This is a genomic window from Marinomonas maritima (assembly GCF_024435075.2).
In the GTDB taxonomy this organism is placed as follows: domain Bacteria; phylum Pseudomonadota; class Gammaproteobacteria; order Pseudomonadales; family Marinomonadaceae; genus Marinomonas; species Marinomonas maritima.
In genome coordinates this window covers 1,022,825-1,048,323 of sequence record NZ_JAMZEG020000002.1, presented here as the reverse complement: position 1 = coordinate 1,048,323, position 25,499 = coordinate 1,022,825, and the positions used below count along the sequence as shown (strand labels likewise).

Here is a 25,499-nt window from a genome sequence, read left to right as displayed (position 1 = left end):
AAGAGAGTTGATTGTTTACGTTATTTAAATAAAAAAGAGCCACTTATAGATGGCTCTTTTTTTATGTATTTTTAAATGTTCTTAACTCAGTCTTCATTGCCAAATAGTTGACGCTCAAGAAGATCAACCAACGTGTGAATGACGGTGATCTGACATTCATGCACTCTGGCTGTACCAAGAAGGTTTATTTTTATCTCTGTGTCATCTTGTGAGGTAAGGGAGGAGACGTTTTTGGCTTCTGGGCTGGTTAGGGCGACGATACTCATTTTACGCTCATGAGCTGCTTGGATAGCTTGGATGATAGGCGATGTGTTACCACGATTAGCAACAACAAATAATATATCCCCCGGATTACCTAGGGCTGTTATTTGCTTTGAAAAGACATCGTGGTAACTGTCATTGTGAGTAATTGCCAGTAAAGCGGCGCCATCGCCGCTTAAATTAATGGCTGGTAGGCCTGGGCGCTCTCTGTCCATTCGATCTAGCATTAGCGTGCTAAAGTATTGAGATAGGTGAGATCCCGTGCTGTTGCCAATGCAGATGATTTTTCCGCCGGACGCAACGCTTGAAAAAATCACTTTAGCGGCGTGCTCTATATACGGAGGTAAGCTTTCCAGCGCTTGCTGTTGTGCTTCAAAACTCTGGGCAAATTGTGTGTAGATTGCTTCTTGAAAATCCATAGTGATTAAAATACTGCTTTAAGCCAAGTTAAATGTTGTTGGTCTATTTTTTTATCAAATAGTATCGCATCGAAACGACTAGCGCTGTTTGCTTTATTGTTCTTTTGTAGCCATAAAGAGGCGCTTTTTCGCACCTTATTTAGTTTAGATTGCCCAAGGCTTTCAGCGGCGCTACCGTGTGCACTATTTGCGCGATAGCGGACTTCTACAAAAACATAGGTGTCTTGATCTAAAAATATCAAATCAATCTCGCCAATGCGACAGAAGAAATTTCGCTCAACAAAGCGAAGGCCTTGTGAAAGTAAAAAACTTTCAGCTTCCTGCTCTGCCTTTTCGCCACTATTTTTCGGTATTCTTCTGTTGCTGAAAATACGGGTAATTGTTTGCATATACCAAATTTCCTTTTCGGTAAGTCATAATTTCAGGTCTTTTATGAAATATGCCATTTTCATCTATGGTGATAATGCCGGTATTCGCTGAAATTTTAGTGCTTGGTAGTAGTGTGAACAGTCGATATTTGTTTGCTAACAAATAGGAGTCGGCGCCGAGCGCTTGCAATCGACGCAAGATATTTGAATTTTGATTTTTAGGTAATATATCTAAGGTAGTGCTGTTTGGTGTGAGCGCGGGAACCTCAGTAAAAAGTATCCGCTCAATATCGCTAGGGTTAATCGATTTATCTGGCTCACTATCATTTAATGTACTGGTCGCTAACATAGGAATTTTGTCGGCGAAGTAAAAATCTATAAGAGGCCTTATTTGTTTGGCATCATTAAGTTTCCCGACGTAAAACACGTAATCAAGGTCTTCGCGTGATCTAGCTATGCTTTCAACCTTCGCTCCTGTCCATTGTTCTACCCGTCTTTTGCGAGCATAACTTTCATCGATCAGGAGTAGCTTTTGAATCGCATCCTGTCTGCCTTTTGGTGTATTGGCATATGACTGATTGGAGGTGATGGTGATGTTTTCTTTGGTTGCAGCGGCGCGAAACTCATCACTTTGTTTTAATGCCCAAGTGTCTTGGATGTTTAGTATAGCGGCTTTTGTTGCGCCTTCTTGTTTGGCGAAGGTAATTAATTCGTGTATTTCATCTTCTGCGCTTAATGAAAAATGATAAAGATTTTTGGGGTGTAAATTAATATCTAGTTGATTAAGTGCGATGACAGGGTAAGGTAAATCTAAGCGACCAACTTGGGCGACATTGTTCTTTTGCAAGGGGCCAATAATCACATCTGGTTGCTTTTCGTTCGCCGCTGCGAGTGCGTCATTGATGTTTGAGTAATCATCTACGTTAATGATGCTGACTTGTGGTCTTGCTTCTTTTTGATTGTAAAAGGTAGCAAAAAAACCGTCGACAATAGCTTGAGATGCGCGCTCTAGTTTGCCGCTCATCGGCAGCAGTAAGACAATTTTTTTCGGCGCCATGTCTTCAATAGACGACATGATTTGGAAATCTTGTGGAGGAGATAGTGCTGCTGGGTGATTTGGGTTTTCTATTCGCCAATTCTCGAATACCGTAAGCTGCTGCTCAATAGACAGTGATTGATTCCTTAAAATACCACTGATTGTTAACCAGCCATTGAGCAGCGGTCTTTGTTGTTGATAGAGCTCATCTATTTCATTTCGAGTTAAATTTTGGACAGCCAACCACAGTTTGGTTTGGTTATCTTCACCTTCATTAAGCGGTAAATTGTATGTCAAATCCATGCGTATACTCACCGCACCTAACCAATTTCCAAAGTGCTCAAGAATAGAGGCTTTGGTGTCTTTTAGTTTGTTTTGGTTGTCAGGGTGGCGCGCGGCCGTTAAGCGCTCGGCTTGCTCTAGATAATCAAAAGACTCAGTAGTGTTGTCTAAATTTGATGTGGCTAAAGCGGCCAGCAAATACGCTTCAAACTGAATGGAAGAAGTTGTAGGTAGTACTTCATTTTCTAACGTATCAATGGCTTGCTGGAATTCACCTTGCTGATAGAAGTTTTTTGCAGAGCGATAAGCGTCGCCTAACTTTTTTGAGACATCAGTGGTTTTTATTGGATGATAAATGCTTGGCGGCAGTGTTCTTTCTTGCGTCGTGCTTTGGGCCGTTTTTTGTTGCTGCTCCATGTTTAAATTCATGGAATTACAAGCACTCAGCAGAAAAGAACACAGAGTTAATGATATGATGCGGTAATTAAGTAGGCTCATAAGCTTATAGAATGACAAATAAAAGAGGCAACATGGTATCACATAGTTCTGACGATGCGAGAGGGTCGCTGTACATAGTTGCAACCCCAATAGGCAATCTCGATGATTTTAGTAAAAGAGCCGAGCAAACTTTACGAGACGTAGACTATATAGCGGCGGAAGACACCCGACACACTCGGCGTTTATTGAATCATTTCGCCATCGAAGCGAAGCTTTTCTCCATTCATGATCACAATGAGAAAGACAAAGCGGGTTATGTGGCGAGCTTACTAGACGAAGGTAAAAATGTGGCGTTGGTATCCGACGCTGGCACCCCGTTAATTTCTGATCCAGGTTATCACGTGGTGCATGCACTGCGTGGAAAAGGGCATAAAGTGGTGCCTATTCCTGGTGCGTGTGCTTTGGTGTCTGCGTTGTGCGCGTCAGGTTTGCCGACGGATCAATTCTTCTTTGCTGGCTTTGTTCCAGCGAAGTCAAAAGGTCGCTGTGATTTGTTCGAGTCATGGAAGAAGCAGACCGGCACGGTGGTGTTTTATGAATCGACGCACCGTATTTATGACTCCATTGCCGATGTTCAAAAAGTCTATGGTGAGGATGCTCAGCTAGTTCTCGCACGAGAAGTGACAAAAACCTTTGAGACCTTCTTATCCGGCACTGCGGCGGAGATTCTTGCGATGTTTGACGCTGATGCGAATCAATTGCGTGGTGAATTTGTCGTCATGTTGAGTTTTACTCAAGAAAGTGGCGATGAAGCGGAGTTAGAAGCAAAACGGATTCTCACTATTTTGTTGGAAGATTTACCGGTTAAACAAGCCGCTGCCATGGCTGCGAAATTAACCGGCGAAAAGAAAAACTACCTTTATAAAATGGCGTTAGAAATGCAAAACTAAGCATAAATCCTTTAGTGGTTGATATATTTTCCTTCCTTAGTCCTGATAAAAATTAGGTGTTTACAAGAAAGTGAGACTGGGTATACTCAGTCTCACTTGTCGGAGTGCCATTTGGCTGAGATCGCATAATTAAGTGCGGGATCCGCAGAACCTGATCGGGTTAGAACCCGCGTAGGAAACAAGAAAGTCTCCATTTTTCTTTTCTGCATCGAATGAACACCTGTATTTTTTATGACGATTGATTCGATGCGATGTCTACTGTTTTATTCGTAACGTCACGCCCATCATTCTTCAATGAAAATTCAGGGTTCATGTTTTGCTTTAAAAGCGTCTTTAAATGCGTTTTCCAGTAAAGCAGCACCCCAGACAAGCAATTCTCCAGTTTTTAAATAAGGGAAATGCTTATGTCTACTATCAACGAACCGAATCAACAGAAAAAACCAAACAAGGTATCTAAAAAGCAGTCTCGTGAAGAAACACGTTTAGCTGCAAAATCCTTTATTGAATCCTTGCAAGCCACACCGTTTCCGGCGTCAGAGCGTATTTATTTAACGGGTTCTAATGACTCTATCCGTGTTCCCATGCGCAAAATTAACCTGACCGATACACCGCTTGGGTCTGACCCTGACAATCTTGACTTTGAACCCAATGAAGCCATATACATCTATGATTGTTCCGGACCCTATGCAGACCCTCAAGTCACTATTGATGTTTACGAAGGCTTAGCTGCCATGCGTGCACCTTGGATAGAAAAGCGCCAAGATACTGAAGCTTTACAGGGTGTTTCATCACAGTTTGCTCAGTCTCGCTTGGAAAATTCATCGTTAGACGAGCTGCGTTTTAAACAACTGCCCACCGTACGAAAGGCCCGACAGGGTAAATGTGTGACGCAAATGCATTATGCTCGTCAAGGTATTGTGACGCCAGAAATGGAATACATTGCATTGCGTGAAAACCAAAATATGGATGCAATTAAGAGTGAATTATTGCGGAAGCAGCACCCAGGGCAAAGCTTTGGGGCAAACTTGCAAACTCGCATTACGCCCGAGTTTGTACGCGATGAAGTCGCCAGAGGTCGTGCGATTATTCCGAATAATATTAATCATCCAGAATCCGAGCCGATGATAATTGGTCGTAATTTCTTAGTGAAAGTGAACGCCAATATTGGTAACTCAGCGGTAACATCTTCGATTGAAGAAGAGGTCGAAAAGCTAGTTTGGTCGACCCGCTGGGGGGCAGACACCGTCATGGATTTATCAACGGGCAAAAATATACATGAAACGCGTGAATGGATTTTGCGTAACTCGCCTGTGCCAATCGGTACGGTACCTATTTACCAAGCATTAGAGAAAGTCGATGGTGTCGCCGAAGATCTTAATTGGGATGTGTTCCGCGATACATTAATAGAGCAAGCCGAGCAGGGCGTTGACTACTTTACCATTCACGCCGGTGTCTTATTGCGCTATGTGCCAATGACGGCCAAGCGTCTAACCGGCATCGTTTCTCGTGGTGGTTCCATCATGGCAAAATGGTGTTTGGCGCATCACACAGAAAGTTTCTTATACGAACGGTTTCGTGATATTTGTGAGCTCTGTGCTGCTTACGATGTGGCGCTGTCTTTAGGTGACGGGTTGCGTCCGGGCTCGATTATGGACGCTAATGACGAAGCGCAAATGTCGGAACTTCGTACCTTGGGTGAACTCACCAAAGTAGCGTGGGAATACGACGTACAAGTCATGATTGAAGGGCCTGGGCATGTGCCCATGCAGTTGATCAAAGAAAACATGACTGAGCAGCTTGAGCTTTGTCATGAGGCACCTTTTTATACATTAGGCCCGCTGACACAAGACATTGCGCCAGGCTATGATCATATTACTTCTGGGATTGGTGCGGCGCAAATTGGCTGGTATGGCTGTGCTATGTTGTGCTACGTGACGCCAAAAGAGCATCTTGGTTTGCCGAATAAAGAAGATGTAAAAGAAGGTTTGATTACCTACAAAATCGCTGCTCATGCAGCGGATTTGGCGAAAGGCCATCCGGGAGCACAAATTCGTGACAACGCCTTGTCTAAGGCACGTTTTGAGTTTCGCTGGGAAGATCAGTTTAACTTATCGCTTGACCCAGAAACAGCGCGTTCTTATCACGACGAAACTTTACCGCAGGCTTCAGGAAAAGTGGCACACTTTTGTTCTATGTGTGGGCCGAAATTTTGCTCAATGAAAATCACTCAAGAAGTACGAGAATACGCCAAGGGATTGGAATTGGAAGCTCAAAAGATAGATGTTAGTGCTTTGGATGCAGGTACTTTGAGCGCAAACGAAGCTAAGAATGGCATGCAAAAAATGTCGGCGCAATTCCGTGAGTTGGGTAGTGATGTTTACTTAACAACCGATAAATTAACGACAGATACATTGACGAAAGAGACGCGAGCAACCGAAAAATCAAAAGAAAAGTCGCTGTAAGCGCAAGGAGGAATTATGTCTATTAAACCTCCTGTTGTCTGGTGTGTGGGCGGGTCGGATTCGTCCGCCCACACAGGGTTGCCATCAGATATTTGCACAGGCCAAGATTTAGACTGCCATGTTGAAAGTATTATGGCTGCCACCAGTGAGAAAAATTCTCAAAACGGCTATTTGTTAGAGCCGATCTCGCTGTCTAGATTTAACGAGCAATGGCAAACTTTGCTAGATGATCTGCCGCCAGATGCGATTAAAATTGGTTTCTTGCCATCGGCAGAAATAGTGAAAGCCTGTTCTACTTGGCTAGAACGTTTGAAAGCGGACTATCCTAATGTGCTAGTGGTATTTGATCCTGTCATGGTAAGCGGAAGTAATAGGAATGATCTAGCAAAAGCAGACTTTGGGGCAGATTTACTCGCCCCTTTGTTGCCTTATGTCGATGTAATTACGCCGACCCGACGAGAATTTGAAAGACTAACGGGGCTGTCTGGTAAGCAATCTATAACGGATTTACAAGCGCAACTGGCTGCGTATTTTTACGCGTCACCGTGTCGCTGGTTAATAAAAGGAGATCGCACTGAAGCAGGAAAAATGACGGATTGGTTAGTGAGCCAAACCAGTATTGTCGGTTTTTCAAGTGACAAGTTAATCAGACAGAATGCCGATGGCAAAGGTGGGACTTTGTCGATGGCGTTGGCGAGCTTCATTGCTCATGGTTACGATGTATTCGATGCGATGACCATGGCGAAAGCCTATCTAAATGCGGCATTTAAATCGACGTTGAAGATTGATGAAAAAACCACCCAATTTGGGCTACCGGGTTGGCCTTTGCAGATCGAAAATTTACCTATAATAATGACGCCTCATAAATGTTCGAATGCGCCCCATTTGTCATTTGCCAAGATGGATCTGAATAAAATGGGTTTATATCCGGTGGTGGATACGATTGCTTGGTTGACCTTGGTGCTCAAGCAAGGCATCAAATTGGCTCAACTTCGGATCAAAAATCCAAACGACCCTGAGTTAGAAGGGAAAATTCAACAGGCAATCGCCTTAGGTAAAAAGTACAACGCACAGGTCTTTATTAATGATTATTGGCAGCAGGCGATCACCTTTGGTGCTTATGGTGTGCATCTGGGTCAGGAAGATTTAGATGTGGCAGACCTGTCTGCTATTCAGGAGGCTGGGCTTCGATTAGGTATCAGCACTCACGGGTATTACGAAATTGCACGTGCCCAATTGATTAAACCGAGTTACATCGCCTTAGGGCATATTTTCCCAACGCAAACCAAAGATATGCCATCTCAGCCACAAGGGGTAAAGCGTCTTGCCCATTATGCTCGTTTACTTAAAGGTCATTATCCGACGGTTGCCATCGGTGGCATTGACGCTGAAAGACTGCCTTTAGTCGCGAAAACCGGTGTGACTAGTGTGGCTTTAGTGACGGCGATTACAAAAGCGGATAATCCAGAAGTGGCGACACGGTCACTCATGGCATCATTACTTCAACACGAAGAAGGAAGTGTTTAATGAATATTATGCTGAATGACGCTCCTTTTGATTTTTCTGGTGAAACGTTAAAGGATTTACTGGATAGCTTGGGGAAAGAGACGAAAGGCATTGCAGTAGCAATTGATCAGCGGGTGGTGCCGAAGAGTTTATGGAGCAACACTGAGTTGAATGAACAGAGTCAGGTTTTTATTTTTGAATCCATTGCTGGAGGCTAATATGTCGTCTTTTTTTATTGCAGGGCATGAATTTCATTCTCGACTTTTTACGGGTACCGGAAAATACGCCAGCGCGGATGCCATGATGGCATCTTTGGCCGCTAGTGAAAGTGAGTTGGTCACTTTGTCTTTACGTCGTATGGATTTGAAACATCAAACCGATAATATTCTACAACCCTTGCAGCAGCATGGTATTAAGTTATTACCGAATACGTCTGGCGCGCGCACCGCGAAAGAAGCGGTGTTTGCCGCTGAACTGGCTAGAGAAGCATTGGAGACAAATTGGGTCAAATTAGAAATTCATCCTGATCCTCGCTACTTAATGCCAGATGGCGTGGAAACGTTATTAGCAGCCGAAGAATTAATCAAAAAAGGCTTTGTGGTCATGCCTTATGTCCATGCTGATCCTGTGCTTTGTAAGCGGTTAGAAGAGGTGGGGTGTCAATGTGTGATGCCGTTAGGTTCACCAATTGGTTCTAATATGGGGTTGGCTAGCCGTCCATTTTTGGAAATCATTATTGAACAAAGTGCAGTGCCAGTGATTGTCGATGCTGGCATTGGCGCACCATCGGATGCAGCTTTGGCGTTAGAAATTGGTGCGGATGCGGTGTTGGTCAATACCGCCATGGCGGTTGCAAAACAACCCGCGCAAATGGGCAAAGCCTTTCGTCTTGCTGTTGAGGCGGGGCGAATCGCCTATGAATCAGGTTTAGGAGAAAAGCGCGTGCAGGCGCAGGCGACCAGTCCACTGACTGAATTCCTAGGTGCTTTGTCATGAGTTTGATACCTGATTCAAGCACAAATATAAGCAAGGTTAGATTGCTAGAGCAAGCTCCAACCATTGCCGGTCAATTTAGTGAGTTTGTAGAGAATGCAGATTGGCAGTCGGTTACTCGTTCACATGAAGAGAAAACTGAGCAAGATGTGCTGCGTGCGCTTGGGAAAAACAAATTAAATGTGGATGACTTTACGGCGCTGATTTCACCCGCGGCGGAACCTTATTTACTTAAAATGGTGGATAAAAGCGAAAAGCTGACCTTACAGCGTTTTGGTAACACACTGAGCCTATTTGCTCCTTTGTATTTGTCTAACACCTGTGCGAATGAATGTACCTATTGTGGTTTTTCGATGAGCAACGCGATTAAGCGTCTCACACTGGATGAATCTCAGGTTCAAAAAGAAGTGATGGCGATTAAAAGTAAAGGCTTTGATCATCTGTTGTTGGTAACAGGTGAAACTAATAAAGTGTCCATGCCGTATTTTGAGCGCATGATTCCGCACATTAAACCGTATTTCAGTCAGTTATCGATGGAAGTACAGCCCTTGGATGCGGCTGAATACAAAACACTGCAAACCATTGGCTTAGATGGTGTCTTGGTTTATCAAGAAACCTATCGACGCAAGACGTATCTTGAGCATCATTTACGCGGTAATAAATCCAATTTCAATTACCGCTTAGACGCACCGGATCGTATTGGGCAAGCCGGAATTCATAAAGTAGGGTTGGGTGTTTTGCTGGGTTTGGAGGACTGGCGCACAGACTCTGTGATGATGGCGCATCATCTGCGGCATTTGCAAAAACGCTATTGGCGAAGCCGCTTTAGCGTGGCGTTTCCGCGTATTCGACCGTGTGAAGGTGGCATCGTGCCTAAATCGGTGATTTCAGATCGACAGTTGGTTCAACTGATTGCCGCGTGGCGTTTATTTGATAGAGATTTAGAAATGAGCTTGTCGACACGGGAATCGGCTGAGTTTCGAAATCACGCTGTACGAATGGGGTTTACTACTATGAGTGCCGAGTCTAAAACGCAACCCGGCGGGTACGCGGATGATTCTCAAGAGGCATTGGAACAATTCGAAATAAGCGATGAGCGTTCTGTAGCAGACATTTCCGCGATGATTCGATCGCAAGGGCGTGAAGTGGTATGGAAGGATTGGGATCCTGCGCTGTCTCATTTCTAAAGAATGCACAGAGAGTAAAGGCGTTCATCGTCATTCCTAAGAATATGTTCATGCTTGCTCGGTTAGTAGGGAAAGCATGAGAATGCGCATTTTCCCTTACGCAATCATGACAAGCTTTGCAGGTGGATTCTTTCTCTTTGACACTGTTTGACAAATAAATGGACATAATAGATTTCATCCAAACAGAAACAGAGCTTAAGGAGCCAACAATGTTTAATCGTAAAAAAGCAGGAATGATAGGCGTTATCGGTTTGAGTGCCGCGATTATAACCGGCGTGGCCGTCAGCGCTTATGCAGAGACGAAAGCACCTCAATCGACAACGGTTCGAGGTCAAACCGTACCAGAGGCTCAAATCAATGCCGCGCCAAGCCATGAGCAACTGGCAAGCCGTATGGCACAGCAGCTTGGTCTAGATAAAGAAACACAATCGAAAGTGTCTGACCTTTTTGAAAAGGATGGCAAGGCCATTCGTAAAATACAAGAGCAGCTTCATAGTACTCAAGTAGAGCTAAGCAGCTTGTCGCCAAGCTCAAAAAACTACATGGACAAAGTGGATGATCTTGCTGAAGACAGCGGTGAATTGACGGAAAGTCTTACTATTGCTTTCGCAAAGAATCGCGCAGGTTTATATGAATTGCTTACTCCGCAACAGGTTGAAAAGCTCGAAGCACCAGTGCAACCACAGTCGTAATATTTAGCTAACTCACTTCCCTTTATATTGAGAGCTTTGCCCCAGCCGAAATGCTGGGGCTTTTTTTGTTTGGAAAAGCCCAAGTACATTTTTTAGCTAGCGATTGTATTGAATAACTCGAAGTACGTTGGGAAAGTTTTTGAGGTGCAACCCGGGTCGTTGATCGTCACTGGTGTATCCGAGAAGGCCACGAGTGAAAAGCACATGGCGATTCGGTGATCGTTATACGTATCGATTTCTGCATGCTTTAGTTTTGTAACGGGCGTTACGGTAATGAAGTCTTCACCTTCGATGACATCGGCACCGAGCTTTTTCAATTCGGTTGCCATAGCGTACAAACGATCTGTTTCTTTTACGCGCCAGTTATAGATGTTTCGGATAGTGGTTGGGCCTTTGGCAAAAAGGGCCGTCGTGGCAATGGTCATGGCCGCATCTGGAATGTGGTTCATGTCTAAATCGACGCCGTTAAGTTCCTTGTGTTCTGCTTCTATCCACGTTGGGCCGTAGGTGATTTTAGCGCCCATTTTCTCGAGTACTTCTGCAAACTTGACATCGCCTTGCACGCTGTCTGTTCCTACTCCGTGAACTTTAATTTTTCCGCCGGCAATGGCCGCCGCAGCTAGGAAATAAGATGCTGAAGACGCGTCGCCTTCCACCATGATTTCACCTGGGCTTTGGTAGGTCTGTTGACCTTTCACGACAAAAGCTTGGTAATTTTGATTTTCTACTTCAACACCGAATTGCTTCATCACATGCAATGTAATATCGATGTACGGCTTAGACACTAATTCACCATCGACTTTGATGGTTAAGTCGTTCTTCGCCAAAGGCGCACTCATCAAAATAGCCGTTAAAAATTGGCTAGAAATATTGCCTTTAATAGAGACTTCGCCGCCAGACAAACCATTGGCTTTAATTCGCAGCGGAGGGTAGTTTGTCTCGCCTTCATAAGCAATGTCTACACCTAATGCTTGTAGTGTATCGACAAGATCGCCAATCGGACGTTCGTGCATGCGAGGTTCGCCGTGAAGATGGAACTCGCCTTTGCCAAGACAGAGTGCGGCAGTAAGAGGGCGCATTGCTGTGCCGGCATTACCGAGGAATAAATCGCCAAAATCGGCCTGAATAGGACCGCCAAGGCCCTCTAAAATACAAGTCGTACCCTTGTCTTCTAGGGAGTAGTTAACACCTAATTTGGTGAGACTTTCTAGCATGTGACGAATGTCGTCGCTGTCTAGTAAGTTGGTAATCTTTGTGGTGCCCTTCGCTAAGGTTGCTAAAAGTAAAATGCGGTTAGAAAGGCTTTTGGAACCTGGGATTTGGATCTCTCCATTGGCTTTGGAAAGGGGGCCTAGCGTAATTGAATTCATTATTAAGTCCATCACAGTGGTGTTTTGTTTGTTGTTTAGCTCTTGTGTTTAGTAGTGTGTCGCTGCGAGTAAATTATAAGTGTTCGGTATTGCCCAAAAAGTGTCCGTTTGTATGTGGTCGCATCGCTCTAATTGAAAGAGGTCTGTCTTGAATGTGAACTAGTATACCTTCGATGATGAGTTGTGTCAGTTGCCCTAAGGCAATGGATTGTGAGAATGCTGGTTTTTTTTGGTTTGTGTTGTGTGCGTCATAACTTAGAATATTGAGCATTAAAATGATGGTAGGAAAGGAGAGAAAGCATGAGACATCAATATCACCCCTTGGGTTTCGAAGGTTCGCGCCTAGCGCAGGGCTTTTGGCGAATGGAAGAGTGGAGCATGACTTCTCAAGAATCGTTGGGCTTTATCGAAGCCTGTTTAGACCTTGGTGTAACCACATTTGACCATGCCGATATTTACGGTGATTATCAGTGCGAAACCTTGTTTGGTAATGCGTTAAAGCACAAACCAGCATTGCGCGATAAAATGCAAATCATCACAAAATGTGGGATTTTGCTACCTTCTAATCGTCGTCCTGATATTAACGTGCATCGCTATAATTATCGTGCTGAGCACATTTTAGCGAGTGTGGATCGATCGTTGGCAAACCTACAGTGTGAATACATTGATACTTTGTTGCTGCATCGTCCAAGTCCGTTAATGGATGCGGATGAGATTGCACAGACGCTTGATTTGTTATTTACCTTGGGCAAAGTAAAGCATTTTGGTGTGTCGAATTTTACTACGCACCAATTTGATTTATTACAGTCTCGCCTTGATGCGCCACTGATTATTAATCAAGTGGAGCTGTCTCCTTTGGCGTTACAGCATTTTGATGATGGTACACTGAATCATGCACAGCGACATGCCGTGACACCAATGGCTTGGTCGCCTTTTGCGGGTGGCGACATTTTTTCAGGCACGAATGAAAAAGCCAAGCGTGTTCAGGTGGTATTAAAAACAGTCGCAGAAGAAATGAATTGTACGGTTGATCAGGTTGTTGTGGCATGGTTGTTACGCCATCCTGCAGAAATTTGTCCTGTGATGGGTTCTGGGAAAGTAGCTCGTTTGGCCGCGGCAGTGGACGCTATGACCATTGCATTAAATGACGACGATTGGTTTCGTATTTGGACAGCGTCTCAAGGGCATTCCGTGGCGTAATGAAAGGAATTATTAGAATAAAGGTTACGCGATTAATTAATCGCGCAACATTTTTTGAATTTTTTACCAGACCCACACAAACAAGGATCATTTCGTCCTGTTTTCATTGCATCTGAATTTATTAGAGGCGTGTTTTTTTGTACTTCGTGTTCACCAGAAATGTAGAACCATTGTCCTTTAACTTTCTTAAAAATAGAGCGTTCACTGAGGCGGCCAATGTGCTTGCCTTCTTTAAAGTGCGCCGAGAAAGCAACAACGCCTGCTTTGTCTTTTTCTAGACCTTCTTCTGTCTCATTGATTTCCAGTTTAATCCATTGGGTGTTTTCGTTGCTGTCTTTTATATCAGCAGAGGATTGATCTGGTGTTTCTTTTATTTTCTGTGTAACAGCAATATAGTCGAAATCACCGATGGCAAAAGCGGTGTAGCGTGAACGCATTAGTATTTCTGCTGTTGGTGCTGTGCCTGGATTATTGTGGTACATGCCACAACACATCTCATAAGGACTTCCTGTTCCACAAGGGCAATTAACTGGGACTGGCATTGATCAACTCCTCTCATCGCCAAATACACTTTAAGGTGCGTATAATACCTGTCTTATTTAACGGCTAACAGGAATTATTTGTGACTTCATCGGGCCCCACTTCATTTTTTTGGTTTGATTTTGAAACGACCGGAACGGACCCTGCACGAGATCGTCCAATGCAATTTGCAGGCATTAGGACGGATCTTGATTTTAATCCTATCGGTGAGCCGATTATGTTTTATTGCCGACTGGCTGAGGATGTTCTTCCCCAGCCAGAGGCATGTTTATTAACGGGTATTAGCCCACAAGACGCGAATAGAGAAGGCTTGTGTGAAGCTGAATTTATGCAAGCGGTAGAAGCAGAGTTGTCGTTACCGGGTACTTGTGCGCTTGGTTACAATACGATTCGGTTTGATGACGAAGTGGTGCGTCATGGTTTTTATCGTAACTTTATTGATCCTTATGCGCGTGAATGGCAAAACGGTTGTTCGCGTTGGGACATGATCGACTTAGTTCGAATGACCTATGCCATGCGACCAAAAGGTATTATCTGGCCAAAAGGCGATGATGGTCAGGTTTCTATGAAGCTTGAGCTCTTAACAAAAGCCAATGAAATAGCCCACGAACAAGCCCATGATGCGTTGTCTGACGTGTACGGTACGATTGAAATAGCGAAATTGATTCGTGCCAAGCAGCCTAGGTTGTTTGATTATTATTTGAAAATGCGCCAAAAACACGAGTTGCAGCAATTTATTGATGTTGCTCGAATGAAGCCTTTTCTGCATATATCGGGGATGTTTGGTCAAGCAAAGCATTATTCTGCTTTTGTTGTTCCTGTTGCACCACACCCCACCAATAAAAATGGTGTGATTGTGTATGACTTAATGGCCGATGCTCAACCATTGATTGATTTAAATGTTGAAGAAATACGTCATCGAGTATTTACCCGTAAAGACGAATTGGGGGATCTAGAAAGGTTGCCGTTAAAAGTCATTCATTACAATAAGTCGCCAGCGGTAGCACCAGCGACTTTTCTGAAAGATACTGAGGTGGTAAAGCGTTTAGCGCTGGATGGAGAAGTGTGCCGTCATAATCTTGCCATCATTAAGGGGCAGACCGGCTTGGCTGCAAAGTTAAGCGATGTTTTTGTTCAGTCAGAGCGTCCAATTTTAAAAGACCCCGATTTAATGTTGTACGCAGGCGGTTTTTTCTCGCGTGAAGACAAGACGAGAATGGAGGCTATTCGCTCGACGCCGGTTAGTGATTTGGCAGAATTGGCAATGTCGTTTGATGATCGTCGATTGCCTGAAATGTTAATGCGCTATATTGGTCGTAATTATCCAGATCAACTAAGTGAGTCTCAACGAGTTGAGTGGGAAGAATATCGCCAAATTCGTTTGCTTGAAAAAGACGGCGGTGGATCTATTAACATGGAGCAATATTTTGACCAACTTAACCGCATTGCTCAAACCCCCGATCTACCTGCAGCTAAAAAGATTATGCTGCAAGATCTGGCCGACTACGCTCAAAGCATTTACCCGATTGCATTGTAAGGAATTAAGATGAGTGAACAGCATAAAGGAACCCATTGGCTTGTTGGTCTTGCCGCGTTCATGATTATCATCGCTGGATTAAAGGCGGCTTCGCAGATAGTTATCCCACTAATGTTGTCTGTGTTCATTGCCATTGTGTGTGCACCTGCTATGTCGAGCTTGCGCCGCCGCGGTTTACCTACTTGGCTATCTATCTTATTAGTGGTTTTTGTCATATTGATTGGCATTAGTTCATTGGCGTTACTGGTTGGCGCTTCTTTGGATGAATTTTCCAACCAGCTACCAAATTATAAAAAACGCTTTGCTGAAGAGATGTCCAATATAATCGCCATGATTAATAACCTAGGCTTGAATATTTCGTATGATCAGGTGAAGGGGTATATTGACCCTTCGGCATTGATGCAGATGGTTGCTAACGCTTTAAGGGGGTTGGGTAGTGCGTTGACCAATTTTATTTTGGTGGTGATGATCGTAATTTTCATTCTTTTTGAAGCGGTTGAATTGCCTAAAAAATTGTCTTTGGCAGTGACCGACGCGTCCAACTCTATAGAGTGGTTTGAATCTTTTATTAACTCTGTGAATCGCTATTTGGTGATCAAGACATTGGTTAGCATTTTAACCGGTGTGCTAATAACTATTTGGTTATGGGTGTTGGGGGTCGACTTTCCAATTTTATGGGGTGTTTGTGCTTTTCTTTTGAATTTTGTGCCAAACATTGGCTCAATCATTGCGGCTGTACCAGCGATGTTATTGGCGTTTGTTCAGCTTGGTAGTTTGTCAGCTGGGTTAACTGGTGCAGGCTTCTTAGTGGTTAATTTAATTGTTGGTAACATGATTGAACCTCGTTATATGGGCAAAGGGTTAGGGCTTTCTACCTTGGTGGTTTTTCTTTCTTTGCTGCTTTGGGGTTGGGTGTTTGGTCCTGTTGGTATGCTGCTTTCTATTCCGCTTACTATCATTATGAAGTTGGCGTTTGAAGCAAATCCTAAAATGCATTGGTTGGCAATTATGATTGACTCTGAAACAGATGATTCAAAGCGCTAATTGAATTTAGAACGCACGAAGTCAGTAGGATCTTATTTCGAAGTCTACTGGCTTTTTTTTCTTTTTTCGCATATACTTCGCCATCGGATTTTCGTCCGAAGGATTCTAGGGAATTTTATTAAGGCATGTAAATGATTACAGGCCTTATACTCATCAAAAAAAGGTACTAATTTACATGTCTGATGCTGAAACTCAGCCTACATTTGCTTCGTTGGGCTTAATTGCCCCTGTTCTTAAGGCTGTTGCCGACTTAGGTTATGAACAACCATCTGCTATTCAAGCGGAAAGTATTCCATATTTATTAGAAGGTCGTGATCTTCTAGGGCAAGCGCAAACAGGTACTGGTAAGACAGGAGCGTTCGCGCTTCCTTTGTTATCTCGACTTGACATCGCAGATAAAACGACACAATTACTTGTATTGGCTCCAACTCGCGAACTTGCTATTCAGGTTGCTGAAGCATTTCAATCTTATGCTCGTCACCTTCCAGATTTCCATGTTTTGCCAATTTACGGCGGCATGTCATACGACACCCAACTTCGTCAGCTTAAGCGTGGCGTTCAAGTTGTTGTTGGTACACCTGGTCGTGTTATGGATCACATTCGCCGTAAAACATTAAAGCTAGATGGCCTTAAAGCACTAGTTCTTGATGAGGCGGATGAAATGTTGCGCATGGGATTCATCGATGATGTCGAATGGGTTCTAGAGCAAACACCACCGACTCGCCAAATTGCTTTGTTCTCTGCAACGATGCCTGCTGTTATTCGCCAGGTGGCTAACCGCCATTTAACGAATCCAAAAGAAGTGAAAATCGTTACAAAAACATCGACAGCGATGACAATTACACAAAAATACTGGCCAGTAAGTGGTTTGCATAAGCTTGACGCTTTGACTCGTATCCTTGAAATGAACGAACACGATGGCATGATTGTCTTTGTTCGTACAAAAGCGGCAACGGTTGAATTGGCTGAGAAGCTATGTGCCCGTGGCCATGCTTGTGAAGCATTGAATGGCGATATTAGTCAGAATTTACGTGAACGTACAGTTGATCGTATTAAGAAAGGTCAAATTGATATTCTTGTAGCGACTGACGTTGTGGCGCGTGGTTTGGATGTAGAGCGTGTAAGCCACGTTGTAAACTACGATATTCCATACGATACAGAGTCTTATGTTCACCGTATTGGTCGTACTGGCCGTGCTGGTCGTGCTGGTACAGCAATTTTGTTTGTTGCTCACCGCGAACGTCGCATGTTGCAAGCCATTGAGCGTGCAACTCGTCAGCCAATTGAAAGCATGACGTTACCAACTGCTTCTGACATTAATGAACATCGTGTTAATCGCTTTAAACAAAGCATTACAGACACAATGGATAACGAAAATCTTGATTTCTTCCTAGACCTTGTACAAAGCTACCAGAAAGAAAACGAAGTTGATCCATTGAAAATGGCGGCGGCTTTGGCTCATATGGCCCAAGGTAAAACGCCATTATTGTTGTCTGAAATGGAAGTTCGTCATGAACGCAAAGAGCGTCGTGATGATCGCGAAAACTCTCGTGGAGATCGAGGTGACCGTCCAGATCGTGCACCACGTGAGCGTAAAGTTCGCCCAGTAACCGCTGAAGCTATGCCTTTAAAAGACGACCCAAGCACGTCTATGACGCGCTATGTTGTTCAAGTAGGGTACAGTGCAGGTGTTAAACCTGGAAACATTGTTGGCGCGATTGCAAATGAAGCGGAAATTGAAAGCCGTTACATTGGGCACATCGAAATTTATGAAGATTTTGCAACGGTTGATTTACCGACTAACTTGGATTCCGATGTATTGGGCAAGTTAAGCAAAACTCGTATTTGTGGACAGCGTACTGACATTGCTAAGCTAGAGAATGCCGACGAATTGAATAAGCGTGCAGCATCGCCTTCAACTCGCAAGCGTCCTGCTGGTGGCGGTGGTGATCGTCGTCCATCAAATGCTGGTGAGCGCAAGCGTCCTGCTGGCGGTCGTGATCGTGATAATAATCGTGGTGAACGTCGTCCAAGAGCTCCACGTAAAGACAGCTAGTTTTGTTTGTTAAAAAATGATTTTAAAAAAAACCGCTTAAATGCGGTTTTTTTTTGTATCATGTTAAGTTATTTGTTAACGCTGGTTGAAAAAGGCTAAGTATGTTTGAAAATAGTTTTTTTAATAGAAAAAAAAGAGATATAGCACCATTTATATTCCTTGCCCTTGGACTGTTTTTCATACTTCTCGGATATATTTTAACGAGAGCTTATTTCTTTTGGGCAAATTTTAGCTATTTTTCGACAGAAACATCAAATGATGTATTGCTGGCGTTTTTACATGGATTGAGATTTGATTTTGTTGCGATAGCGTTATTGAATACACCATTAATACTTGCGCTATGTGTAACGATTTGGTTCCGTCGATTCGTTAATATCAGTATGATTTTTATACTTTGTTATCTACTGCTTGTTGATGTGCCTGCCATTATAATTAACTTCATTGATACGGTTTATTTTCCATACACAGGTCGACGAAGTGGACCAGAAATCTTCTCAATGGCCAACGATGTTGTGACACAACTCCCTGAACTGATTTTTGTTTATTGGGGGTATGTTATTGGTACCGTTGTTATCTTTGTATCGTATGTCTTATTGCTTTCTAGATTCAGAAAAAAGCTTAAACCTGTATTTATAAATAAGCTTTTGATGTTACTGCTTTGCTTCGCATTAATATTGTTATTTATTGTCGCTGGTCGAGGTGGGCTTCAATCAAAGCCAATTCGAGCTCTGAATGCCTATAGCTATCCGTCTAGTGGTTTGGGCAGCTTGGTTTTGAATACTCCTTTTTCATTACTAAGAGAAGATCCTGATGACTTAAAAAGGGTCAACTATTTTTCCTCCGACGAGGATATTAAAGCGGTGCTTGATATTGCTGGTAGCAAAATAAAAGCCGTTGAACATAAAAATCATAATGTGGTTATTTTGATACTAGAAAGCTTTGGGCTTGAGTATTTTGGCCCACCTTATGGGCTCCGATCTTACGCTCCTTTCTTACAAGGATTGGCAGAGAAGGGGCGTTTTTTTCCGAATGGAATAGCAAATGGTCGTCGTTCGATTGAGGCGGTTCCATCGATACTTGCCGGTATTCCATCGTTAATGTCCGAAGCTTATATGCGTTCACCATACCAGTCCAATACCTTGTATGGGCTGGGAGAAATCGTGAAGCCTTATGGATACAGTACGGCATTTTTTCATGGTGCAAAAAATGGCAGCATGTATTTTGATGATACAACATACCGTTTTGGTTTCAGTGAGTATTATGGTCGGGATGAATATCCAGACTCTTCTCAGTTTGATGGTCAATGGGGTATATTTGATGAACCGTTTCTTCAATTTACGCTTGATGAGTTAGATAAAATGTCCAAGCCATTTATGTCTGGGATTTTCACTATCAGCTCTCACCCTCCATATACATTGCCTGAGCAGTATGAAGATACAATTCAAGAAGGTGATATCCCAATGCATAGAGTTGTTCAATACTCAGATATGGCATTGAGGCGTTTTTTTGAAACGGCAGCGACAAAAGATTGGTATAAAGATACTTTATTCGTGATTACTGCGGATCATACCTCAGATAATTTTGACCCTCGCTTTGCTTCTACACTAGGGCGTCATCAGATCCCAATTATTTTGTACCAACCAAATCAAGACATTAAGAAGGGTGTTATCACTGAGGTTGCACAGCAAATCGATATTCCAGCAACAATAGTTGATTATCTAAGCCTCCCAGAAAAAGATAAAATATTACCGTTTGGCCGCTCATTGCTCACTGAAAATAGTCATGCTGATGCAATATTCAAAGAAGAAGATGCTTTTTGGTTATTATCGCAAGGTAAATATGTAAAACTTCCCATGGACAAGAACGCTGCTATCGAGACAGGGGATTTACCTGATACTTTTACCAAGAGCTTAGAATCGGAGGTCCCTGTTGACCTTGAGAAACTAACACGTCGATTAAAAGCGTATGTGCAAATTTATACGAATGGACTGATTGATAATTCTTTATACCGCTTTTCATCTGAAAAAACAGAATAGGTTTACTATGAACGAAATTACTATAATTAAGCCAGACGATTGGCATTTGCATTTTCGTGATCAAGACATGTTGCTTGAAACGGTTCCTGCGACAGCGCGTTGTTTTGAGCGTGCTGTAGTGATGCCAAATTTGGTACCGCCAGTCACCACGGCTGAGTTAGCATTAAGCTATAAAGAGCGGATCTTAGCGGCGCGACCTGCAGGTAGCTCTTTTACGCCGATTATGACGATTTATCTCACTGATAAAACCACGGTTCAAGATATTAAAGACGCTAAGAAAGCAGGGGTGCTAGCGGCAAAAATGTACCCAGCGGGGGCCACAACAAATTCAGATTCAGGCGTAAACTCTCTTGAATCGCTTTATCCAGTGTTTGAAGCGTTAGCAGATAACGGTATGTTGTTGTTAATTCATGGAGAGGTGACTCAGAAACATATTGATATTTTTGATCGTGAAAAAGAATTTATTGATCAGCATATGGTCAAAATTGTTAGTCGAGTACCCAATCTAAAAGTGGTCTTTGAACACATTACAACGAAAGACGCCGCTGACTTTGTTGTGTCTGCGCGTGACGGTGTTGCAGCAACCATTACGCCTCAGCATTTATTGCTAAATCGCAATGATATGTTGGATGGCGGTATGCGTCCTCACAATTATTGTTTGCCTGTGCTCAAGCGTAGCACTCATCAAGAAGCGTTACGTGACGTTGTTAAGTCTGGTTCGCCTAAGTTCTTTCTAGGGACAGATTCTGCACCGCACACTAAACATCGTAAAGAGTCTGATTGCGGTTGTGCTGGTTGCTACAGTGCTTGGTCTGCTTTGGAGTTGTATGCGCAAGTGTTTGATGAGCTTGGCGCGTTAGATAAACTAGAAGGCTTTGCGAGTCTCTATGGTGCAGATTTTTACGGATTACCTCGCAACACAGAAACCGTAACCTTAGTTCGTGAGACATGGGAAGTGCCAGCCAGTATTGTATTGCCAAATGGCGACCCAATCGTGCCTTTCTTTGCTGGTAAGCAAGTGGCTTGGAAGTTGAAATAATACTTAAGAGACAGGAATAACAAATAACTATATAAACCGAATTCAGTAATGGGTTCGGTTTTTTTGTAGAAATAACCAAGGGAGATAGATAAGGAGAGTAAGTGGTGCGGATGGAGAGACTCGAACTCTCACGCCGTGAAGCACTGGAACCTAAATCCAGCGTGTCTACCAATTCCACCACATCCGCATGTCGTGTTGACGAGCTGGATAATACCGATATCTGTGATTGATACAAGTTTTTTTAAGCAATATCTAGATTTATTTTCTTACTTGTTTTGCTGGATTTTATAAGAGTAAACAGGGACATACGATGTGAAAAATGATCTAATATTGGCAATATAAACTGTTATTGAAGCAGAGTGTAATTATGGAAAGTCGTTCAGTTTATTTACAGTTAAATACCCTTGATATTGCGACGCTTTTTGTTTTTTTTGCCTGTTGGTGGGGCTACGCTGTATACGCTCAATACAACTCTCGGCGTCGTGCTTGTCTAGTAAGTGTATTGCATCAGTTTAGATTGGCATGGATGTCTCGCTTATTACGTCGAGATAACCGAATTGCTGATGCGTCTGTGATGGCCAACTTAGAGCGCAGCAGCTTATTTTTTGCATCAAGCAGTTTGCTTATTATTGCGGGTCTTTTTACCGCTTTTAATTATTCAGAAAAAGCATTAGGTATTCTTTCAGACTTTTATCTTCTGTCTCCTATGAGCCAGCAAGAATGGGAGTTGAAAATCATTGTGTTGGTAATCATCTTTGCCTACGCTTTTTTTACCTTTACATGGTCGGTTCGACAATATAATTTTTGCTCTGTATTGGTTGGAAGTGCGCCACTTGCGACAGAGCGCGGCATTGAAGACAGTGAGCGAGAGTTATACGCGATGCACATGGCGCAAATTTGCAGCTTGGCAGCCAATCAATTCAACTACGGTTTGCGCGCATACTATTTTGCGATGGCATTTTGTGGCTGGTTTCTGGGGCCTTATTTTTGTATGGCCGCCAGTGTGATGGTGGTTGCTGTGCTTTATCGTCGAGAGTTTCGTTCTAAAACATTCAAAACATTGAGCCGTGGACTCGTGATGAAATCTCATGCTTCCTAATTTCCCCAAACCTTTGCCAGACGATGATAAGCCAGTAAATCGAACGGTTAATGTAGATGATCGGCTTTATCAATATTTGGTGAACGTGTCTGTTCGTGAGTCTGATTTATTAAAAGCCTTGCGCCGAGAAACGGCGCAATACCATATGGCGCGTATGCAACTGTCGCCAGAAGTTGGGCAGTTTTTGGCTTTGCTTATTAAATTACAAACGCCGATGAAAGTTCTTGAAGTAGGTGTTTTTACCGGATACAGCACCTTATCGATGGCCATGGCAATGCCCAAAAATGCGACCTTGGTGGCCATTGAAAAAAAACAGATGTGGTTGGACATCGCGACTCGTTATTTGGAACAAGCCGGTGTGATGGATCGAGTAACGACCTATTGTGATCAAGCGCTTCCGGTTATGACCGAGTTTCTAGAAAGCGAATCAGAGTCTTTCGACTTTATCTTTATCGATGCGGATAAGAAAAACCTATTGGCGTATTATCAACTCGGAAAACAGCTGCTTCGTCCTGGTGGTTGTTTGTTGATCGACAACACGCTTTGGTGGGGCAATGTGGCGGATGACGCTTTTACGGATAAAGACACAAAGATAGTGCGTGAACTTAATAAAACCATTCATCAAGACATGACGGTGGATTTATCGCTTATTCCGATTGGTGACGGACTAACGCTAGTTCGTAAAAAAGCATAATATCTGATCATAAAATAATCCATCGTACTGCTGGATTCTCCCTGAATACGCCTTACGGCCTTTTATCCCTAAAAATATTGTGACTTTTTCCTTCTTTTGATTCATTCGCCTCTTGAAATCGCCGTAATAGGCTTTATTTATGATGCACAAGTGAAAAGAAATACACTTTTGGTTTTTACCGAAGGTTCATTCAAATAGGAGCAAGCTACAACATGGCAACTGATACTCAAAAAGAAACGTTAGGATTTCAAACCGAAGTAAAACAACTACTGCATTTGATGATCCACTCTTTGTACTCCAACAAAGAAATTTTTCTACGAGAGCTGATTTCAAACGCATCGGATGCGGTCGATAAGCTTCGCTTTGAGTCTGTCGCTAACGCAGACCTTCTCGCCGAAGACCCTAATCTACGTGTTCGTATCGAATTCGATAAAGAAACAAACACCGTTGTTATCGATGACAACGGTGTTGGTATGTCTCGTGAAGAAGCCATTACCAATCTTGGAACAATCGCCAAGTCAGGTACCTCTTCTTTTCTAGAGAAACTGAGCGGCGATCAGAAAAAAGACAGTCAATTAATTGGTCAGTTTGGTGTGGGTTTTTATTCGTCATTCATCGTAGCGGATAAAGTAACGGTTGAAACTCGTCGAGCGGGCGTTTCTGAAAGTGAAGCAGTACGTTGGGTGTCTGATGGTTCTGGTGAATTTACGATCGAGAACATCGACAAAGAAACTCGTGGTACGCGTATCACGCTTCATCTTAAGACCGACGAAAAAGACTTTGCTGACAACTTCCGCCTTCGTCATCTAGTCACTAAGTATTCTGATCATATTTCTATTCCTGTTGAGATGGAAAAGCCTGTTTACCCAGAAATGGATGAAGAGGGCAACCCTAAACCAGTAGATGAAAGTAAAGCGCCTGAGTTTGAAGCGGTTAACTCTGCAAAAGCTCTTTGGACGCGCCCTCGTAATGAAGTAACAGAAGAAGAATACCAAGAATTTTATAAGCACATTTCTCATGATTACCAAGAGCCTTTGAAGTGGTCACACAACAAAGTGGAAGGTAAGTTGGAATACGCAAGCTTGCTTTATATTCCATCAAAAGCGCCTTACGATCTATGGAATCGCGACATGCAACGCGGCCTGAAACTGTATGTTCAGCGTGTGTTCATCATGGATGAAGCGGAAGCCTTCCTTCCGCCTTACATGCGTTTCGTGAAGGGTGTGGTGGATTCAAATGATTTGTCTTTGAACGTCTCTCGTGAAATTTTGCAAAATGACCATGCGGTTGACTCTATGCGTTCTGCGTTGACGAAGCGCGTATTGGACATGCTAACTAAGATGGCGAAAAACGAACCAGAAGATTATCAAAAATTCTGGGACGAGTTTGGTAATGTCATCAAAGAAGGTCCAGCCGATGACATGGGTAATAAAGACAAAATTGCCGGTCTATTGCGCTTTAGTTCAACTAATAACGACGCACCAGAACAGACTGTGTCTTTGGCTCAATACATCGAGCGTATGAGTGAAGGTCAAGATAAGGTTTATTACATCTATGCGGAAAGTCACAATACGGCGAAAAACAGCCCGCATTTAGAAATTCTTCGTAAGAAAGGTTTTGAAGTACTACTGCTAAGCGATCGTATTGACGAATGGATGATGTCTTCTTTGCAAGAATTTGAAGGCAAATCTTTCCAAGACGTGACCAAAGGCAAGTTAGATTTAACAGATCAAGATAACGAAGAAGAGAAAAAAGAAAAAGAAGAGAAAGCGGAACAAATGAAGCCACTTCTTGACCGTATGAAAGCGGTATTGGCTGAAAAAGTAGCTAGCGTAAACTCAACCGCTCGTTTGACTAACTCACCAGCGTGTTTGGTGGTTGGTGAGAACGACATGGGCATGCAGATGCGTCGTTTGCTTGAGCAAGCGGGTCAGAAGCTTCCTGAATCTAAACCGACCCTTGAGGTGAATCCAGATCACCCGATTGTGGCGAAGATGAATGAAGAGTCTGATGAAGAGCGCTTTGCAGATATGGCTTGGTTGTTGTTTGAACAGGCTACCTTGTCTGAAGGTGGTCAGCTAGAAGACCCAGCGACGTTTGTGAGCCGTATGAACAAGCTGATCGTTCAGCTGAGTAAATAAGCCACTCACGACATAGTGTCTTTCTTATAGAATCAAAGCCCATATTTGGCGACAAATATGGGCTTTTTTTATGCTGGTTGATGAATCAGGTCGGTTAAAATTTGATTCCTTAAATAAAATCGTTTAGCGTAACTCTGTGCTATGGATAG

Annotated in this window: 21 protein-coding genes, 1 tRNA gene and 1 riboswitch; of the genes, 16 read left to right on the top strand and 6 right to left on the bottom strand. The window is 43.2% G+C overall.

The window, feature by feature from the left end; all coding sequences use genetic code 11:
* Positions 1-86 precede the first annotated feature (86 nt).
* The 3 genes from M3I01_RS10965 to M3I01_RS10955 are packed head-to-tail and all read right to left on the bottom strand — an operon-like array spanning position 87 to position 2,783.
* Positions 87-680 carry an SIS domain-containing protein gene (locus M3I01_RS10965; protein ID WP_112139086.1) on the bottom strand — a complete coding sequence of 198 codons (594 nt, stop codon included), beginning with the start codon at positions 678-680 and terminating at the stop codon, positions 87-89.
* Between the two features lie 5 nt (positions 681-685).
* Positions 686-1,069, bottom strand: coding sequence for a YraN family protein (locus tag M3I01_RS10960; RefSeq protein ID WP_255895917.1), 384 nt, complete (start codon positions 1,067-1,069; stop codon positions 686-688).
* Positions 1,020-2,783, bottom strand: a complete 1,764-nt coding sequence (locus tag M3I01_RS10955; protein ID WP_255895916.1) for a penicillin-binding protein activator — start codon at positions 2,781-2,783, stop codon at positions 1,020-1,022. The genes M3I01_RS10960 and M3I01_RS10955 overlap by 50 nt, the downstream gene beginning before the upstream one ends.
* A 113-nt stretch (positions 2,784-2,896) precedes the next feature.
* On the opposite strand from M3I01_RS10955, the gene rsmI reads away from it, so the two are divergent.
* The 7 genes from rsmI to M3I01_RS10920 all read left to right on the top strand — a co-directional run bounded on the left by rsmI (position 2,897) and on the right by M3I01_RS10920 (position 10,594).
* Positions 2,897-3,754, top strand: a complete 858-nt coding sequence (gene rsmI, locus M3I01_RS10950; protein WP_255895915.1) for a 16S rRNA (cytidine(1402)-2'-O)-methyltransferase — start codon at positions 2,897-2,899, stop codon at positions 3,752-3,754.
* A gap of 90 nt (positions 3,755-3,844) precedes the next feature.
* Positions 3,845-3,949: riboswitch (TPP riboswitch) on the top strand.
* 209 nt (positions 3,950-4,158) lie between these two features.
* The gene (gene thiC, locus M3I01_RS10945) at positions 4,159-6,216 is read left to right on the top strand and encodes a phosphomethylpyrimidine synthase ThiC (protein ID WP_255895914.1); all 2,058 of its coding nucleotides are present in this window, start codon (positions 4,159-4,161) and stop codon (positions 6,214-6,216) included.
* Positions 6,217-6,231: 15 nt separating this feature from the next.
* Positions 6,232-7,743 carry a thiamine phosphate synthase gene (thiE, locus tag M3I01_RS10940; protein ID WP_275565069.1) on the top strand — a complete coding sequence of 504 codons (1,512 nt, stop codon included), beginning with the start codon at positions 6,232-6,234 and terminating at the stop codon, positions 7,741-7,743.
* Positions 7,743-7,940: a sulfur carrier protein ThiS gene (gene thiS / locus M3I01_RS10935; RefSeq protein ID WP_255895911.1), complete on the top strand. Its 198-nt coding sequence runs from the start codon at positions 7,743-7,745 to the stop codon at positions 7,938-7,940. The genes thiE and thiS overlap by 1 nt, the downstream gene beginning before the upstream one ends.
* A 1-nt stretch (position 7,941) precedes the next feature.
* Entirely contained in the window at positions 7,942-8,718 is a 777-nt protein-coding gene (locus M3I01_RS10930) for a thiazole synthase (RefSeq protein ID WP_255895910.1), read from the top strand.
* Positions 8,715-9,902 carry a 2-iminoacetate synthase ThiH gene (gene thiH / locus M3I01_RS10925; protein ID WP_255895909.1) on the top strand — a complete coding sequence of 396 codons (1,188 nt, stop codon included), beginning with the start codon at positions 8,715-8,717 and terminating at the stop codon, positions 9,900-9,902. Before M3I01_RS10930 ends, thiH begins: the two co-directional genes overlap by 4 nt.
* 209 nt (positions 9,903-10,111) lie before the next feature.
* Positions 10,112-10,594, top strand: coding sequence for a Spy/CpxP family protein refolding chaperone (locus M3I01_RS10920; RefSeq protein ID WP_255895908.1), 483 nt, complete (start codon positions 10,112-10,114; stop codon positions 10,592-10,594).
* 92 nt (positions 10,595-10,686) lie between these two features.
* On the opposite strand, the gene aroA is transcribed toward M3I01_RS10920, so the two are convergent.
* A complete protein-coding gene (gene aroA / locus M3I01_RS10915; RefSeq protein ID WP_255895907.1) occupies positions 10,687-11,964 on the bottom strand; it encodes a 3-phosphoshikimate 1-carboxyvinyltransferase in 1,278 nt (425 codons plus the stop codon).
* Between the two features lie 300 nt (positions 11,965-12,264).
* On the opposite strand from aroA, the gene M3I01_RS10910 reads away from it, so the two are divergent.
* A complete protein-coding gene (locus tag M3I01_RS10910) occupies positions 12,265-13,164 on the top strand; it encodes an aldo/keto reductase (protein WP_255895906.1) in 900 nt (299 codons plus the stop codon).
* A gap of 32 nt (positions 13,165-13,196) precedes the next feature.
* On the opposite strand, the gene M3I01_RS10905 is transcribed toward M3I01_RS10910, so the two are convergent.
* Positions 13,197-13,706, bottom strand: a complete 510-nt coding sequence (locus tag M3I01_RS10905; RefSeq protein WP_255895905.1) for a YchJ family protein — start codon at positions 13,704-13,706, stop codon at positions 13,197-13,199.
* An 80-nt stretch (positions 13,707-13,786) separates the two neighbouring features.
* On the opposite strand from M3I01_RS10905, the gene sbcB reads away from it, so the two are divergent.
* The 5 genes from sbcB (at position 13,787) to pyrC (ending at position 21,416) form a co-directional block, all read left to right on the top strand.
* Positions 13,787-15,241, top strand: coding sequence for an exodeoxyribonuclease I (sbcB, locus tag M3I01_RS10900; RefSeq protein WP_255895904.1), 1,455 nt, complete (start codon positions 13,787-13,789; stop codon positions 15,239-15,241).
* A gap of 9 nt (positions 15,242-15,250) precedes the next feature.
* Positions 15,251-16,285, top strand: coding sequence for an AI-2E family transporter (locus tag M3I01_RS10895; protein ID WP_255895903.1), 1,035 nt, complete (start codon positions 15,251-15,253; stop codon positions 16,283-16,285).
* A gap of 175 nt (positions 16,286-16,460) precedes the next feature.
* A complete protein-coding gene (locus tag M3I01_RS10890; protein ID WP_255895902.1) occupies positions 16,461-18,341 on the top strand; it encodes a DEAD/DEAH box helicase in 1,881 nt (626 codons plus the stop codon).
* A 101-nt stretch (positions 18,342-18,442) separates the two neighbouring features.
* Positions 18,443-20,377 carry an LTA synthase family protein gene (locus M3I01_RS10885; protein ID WP_255895901.1) on the top strand — a complete coding sequence of 645 codons (1,935 nt, stop codon included), beginning with the start codon at positions 18,443-18,445 and terminating at the stop codon, positions 20,375-20,377.
* A 7-nt stretch (positions 20,378-20,384) separates the two neighbouring features.
* Positions 20,385-21,416 carry a dihydroorotase gene (gene pyrC, locus M3I01_RS10880; RefSeq protein ID WP_255895900.1) on the top strand — a complete coding sequence of 344 codons (1,032 nt, stop codon included), beginning with the start codon at positions 20,385-20,387 and terminating at the stop codon, positions 21,414-21,416.
* Between the two features lie 102 nt (positions 21,417-21,518).
* Here pyrC and M3I01_RS10875 read toward each other — a convergent pair.
* Positions 21,519-21,603, bottom strand: a tRNA-Leu gene (locus tag M3I01_RS10875).
* A gap of 180 nt (positions 21,604-21,783) precedes the next feature.
* Here M3I01_RS10875 and M3I01_RS10870 point away from each other — a divergent pair.
* The 3 genes from M3I01_RS10870 to htpG all read left to right on the top strand — a co-directional run bounded on the left by M3I01_RS10870 (position 21,784) and on the right by htpG (position 25,350).
* A complete protein-coding gene (locus M3I01_RS10870) occupies positions 21,784-22,515 on the top strand; it encodes a DUF599 domain-containing protein (RefSeq protein WP_255895899.1) in 732 nt (243 codons plus the stop codon).
* Positions 22,505-23,209: an O-methyltransferase gene (locus tag M3I01_RS10865; protein WP_255895898.1), complete on the top strand. Its 705-nt coding sequence runs from the start codon at positions 22,505-22,507 to the stop codon at positions 23,207-23,209. Before M3I01_RS10870 ends, M3I01_RS10865 begins: the two co-directional genes overlap by 11 nt.
* Positions 23,210-23,421: 212 nt before the next feature.
* Positions 23,422-25,350 (top strand): molecular chaperone HtpG, encoded by a 1,929-nt coding sequence (htpG, locus tag M3I01_RS10860; protein ID WP_255895897.1) that lies wholly within the window; start codon positions 23,422-23,424, stop codon positions 25,348-25,350.
* Positions 25,351-25,499 lie beyond the last annotated feature (149 nt).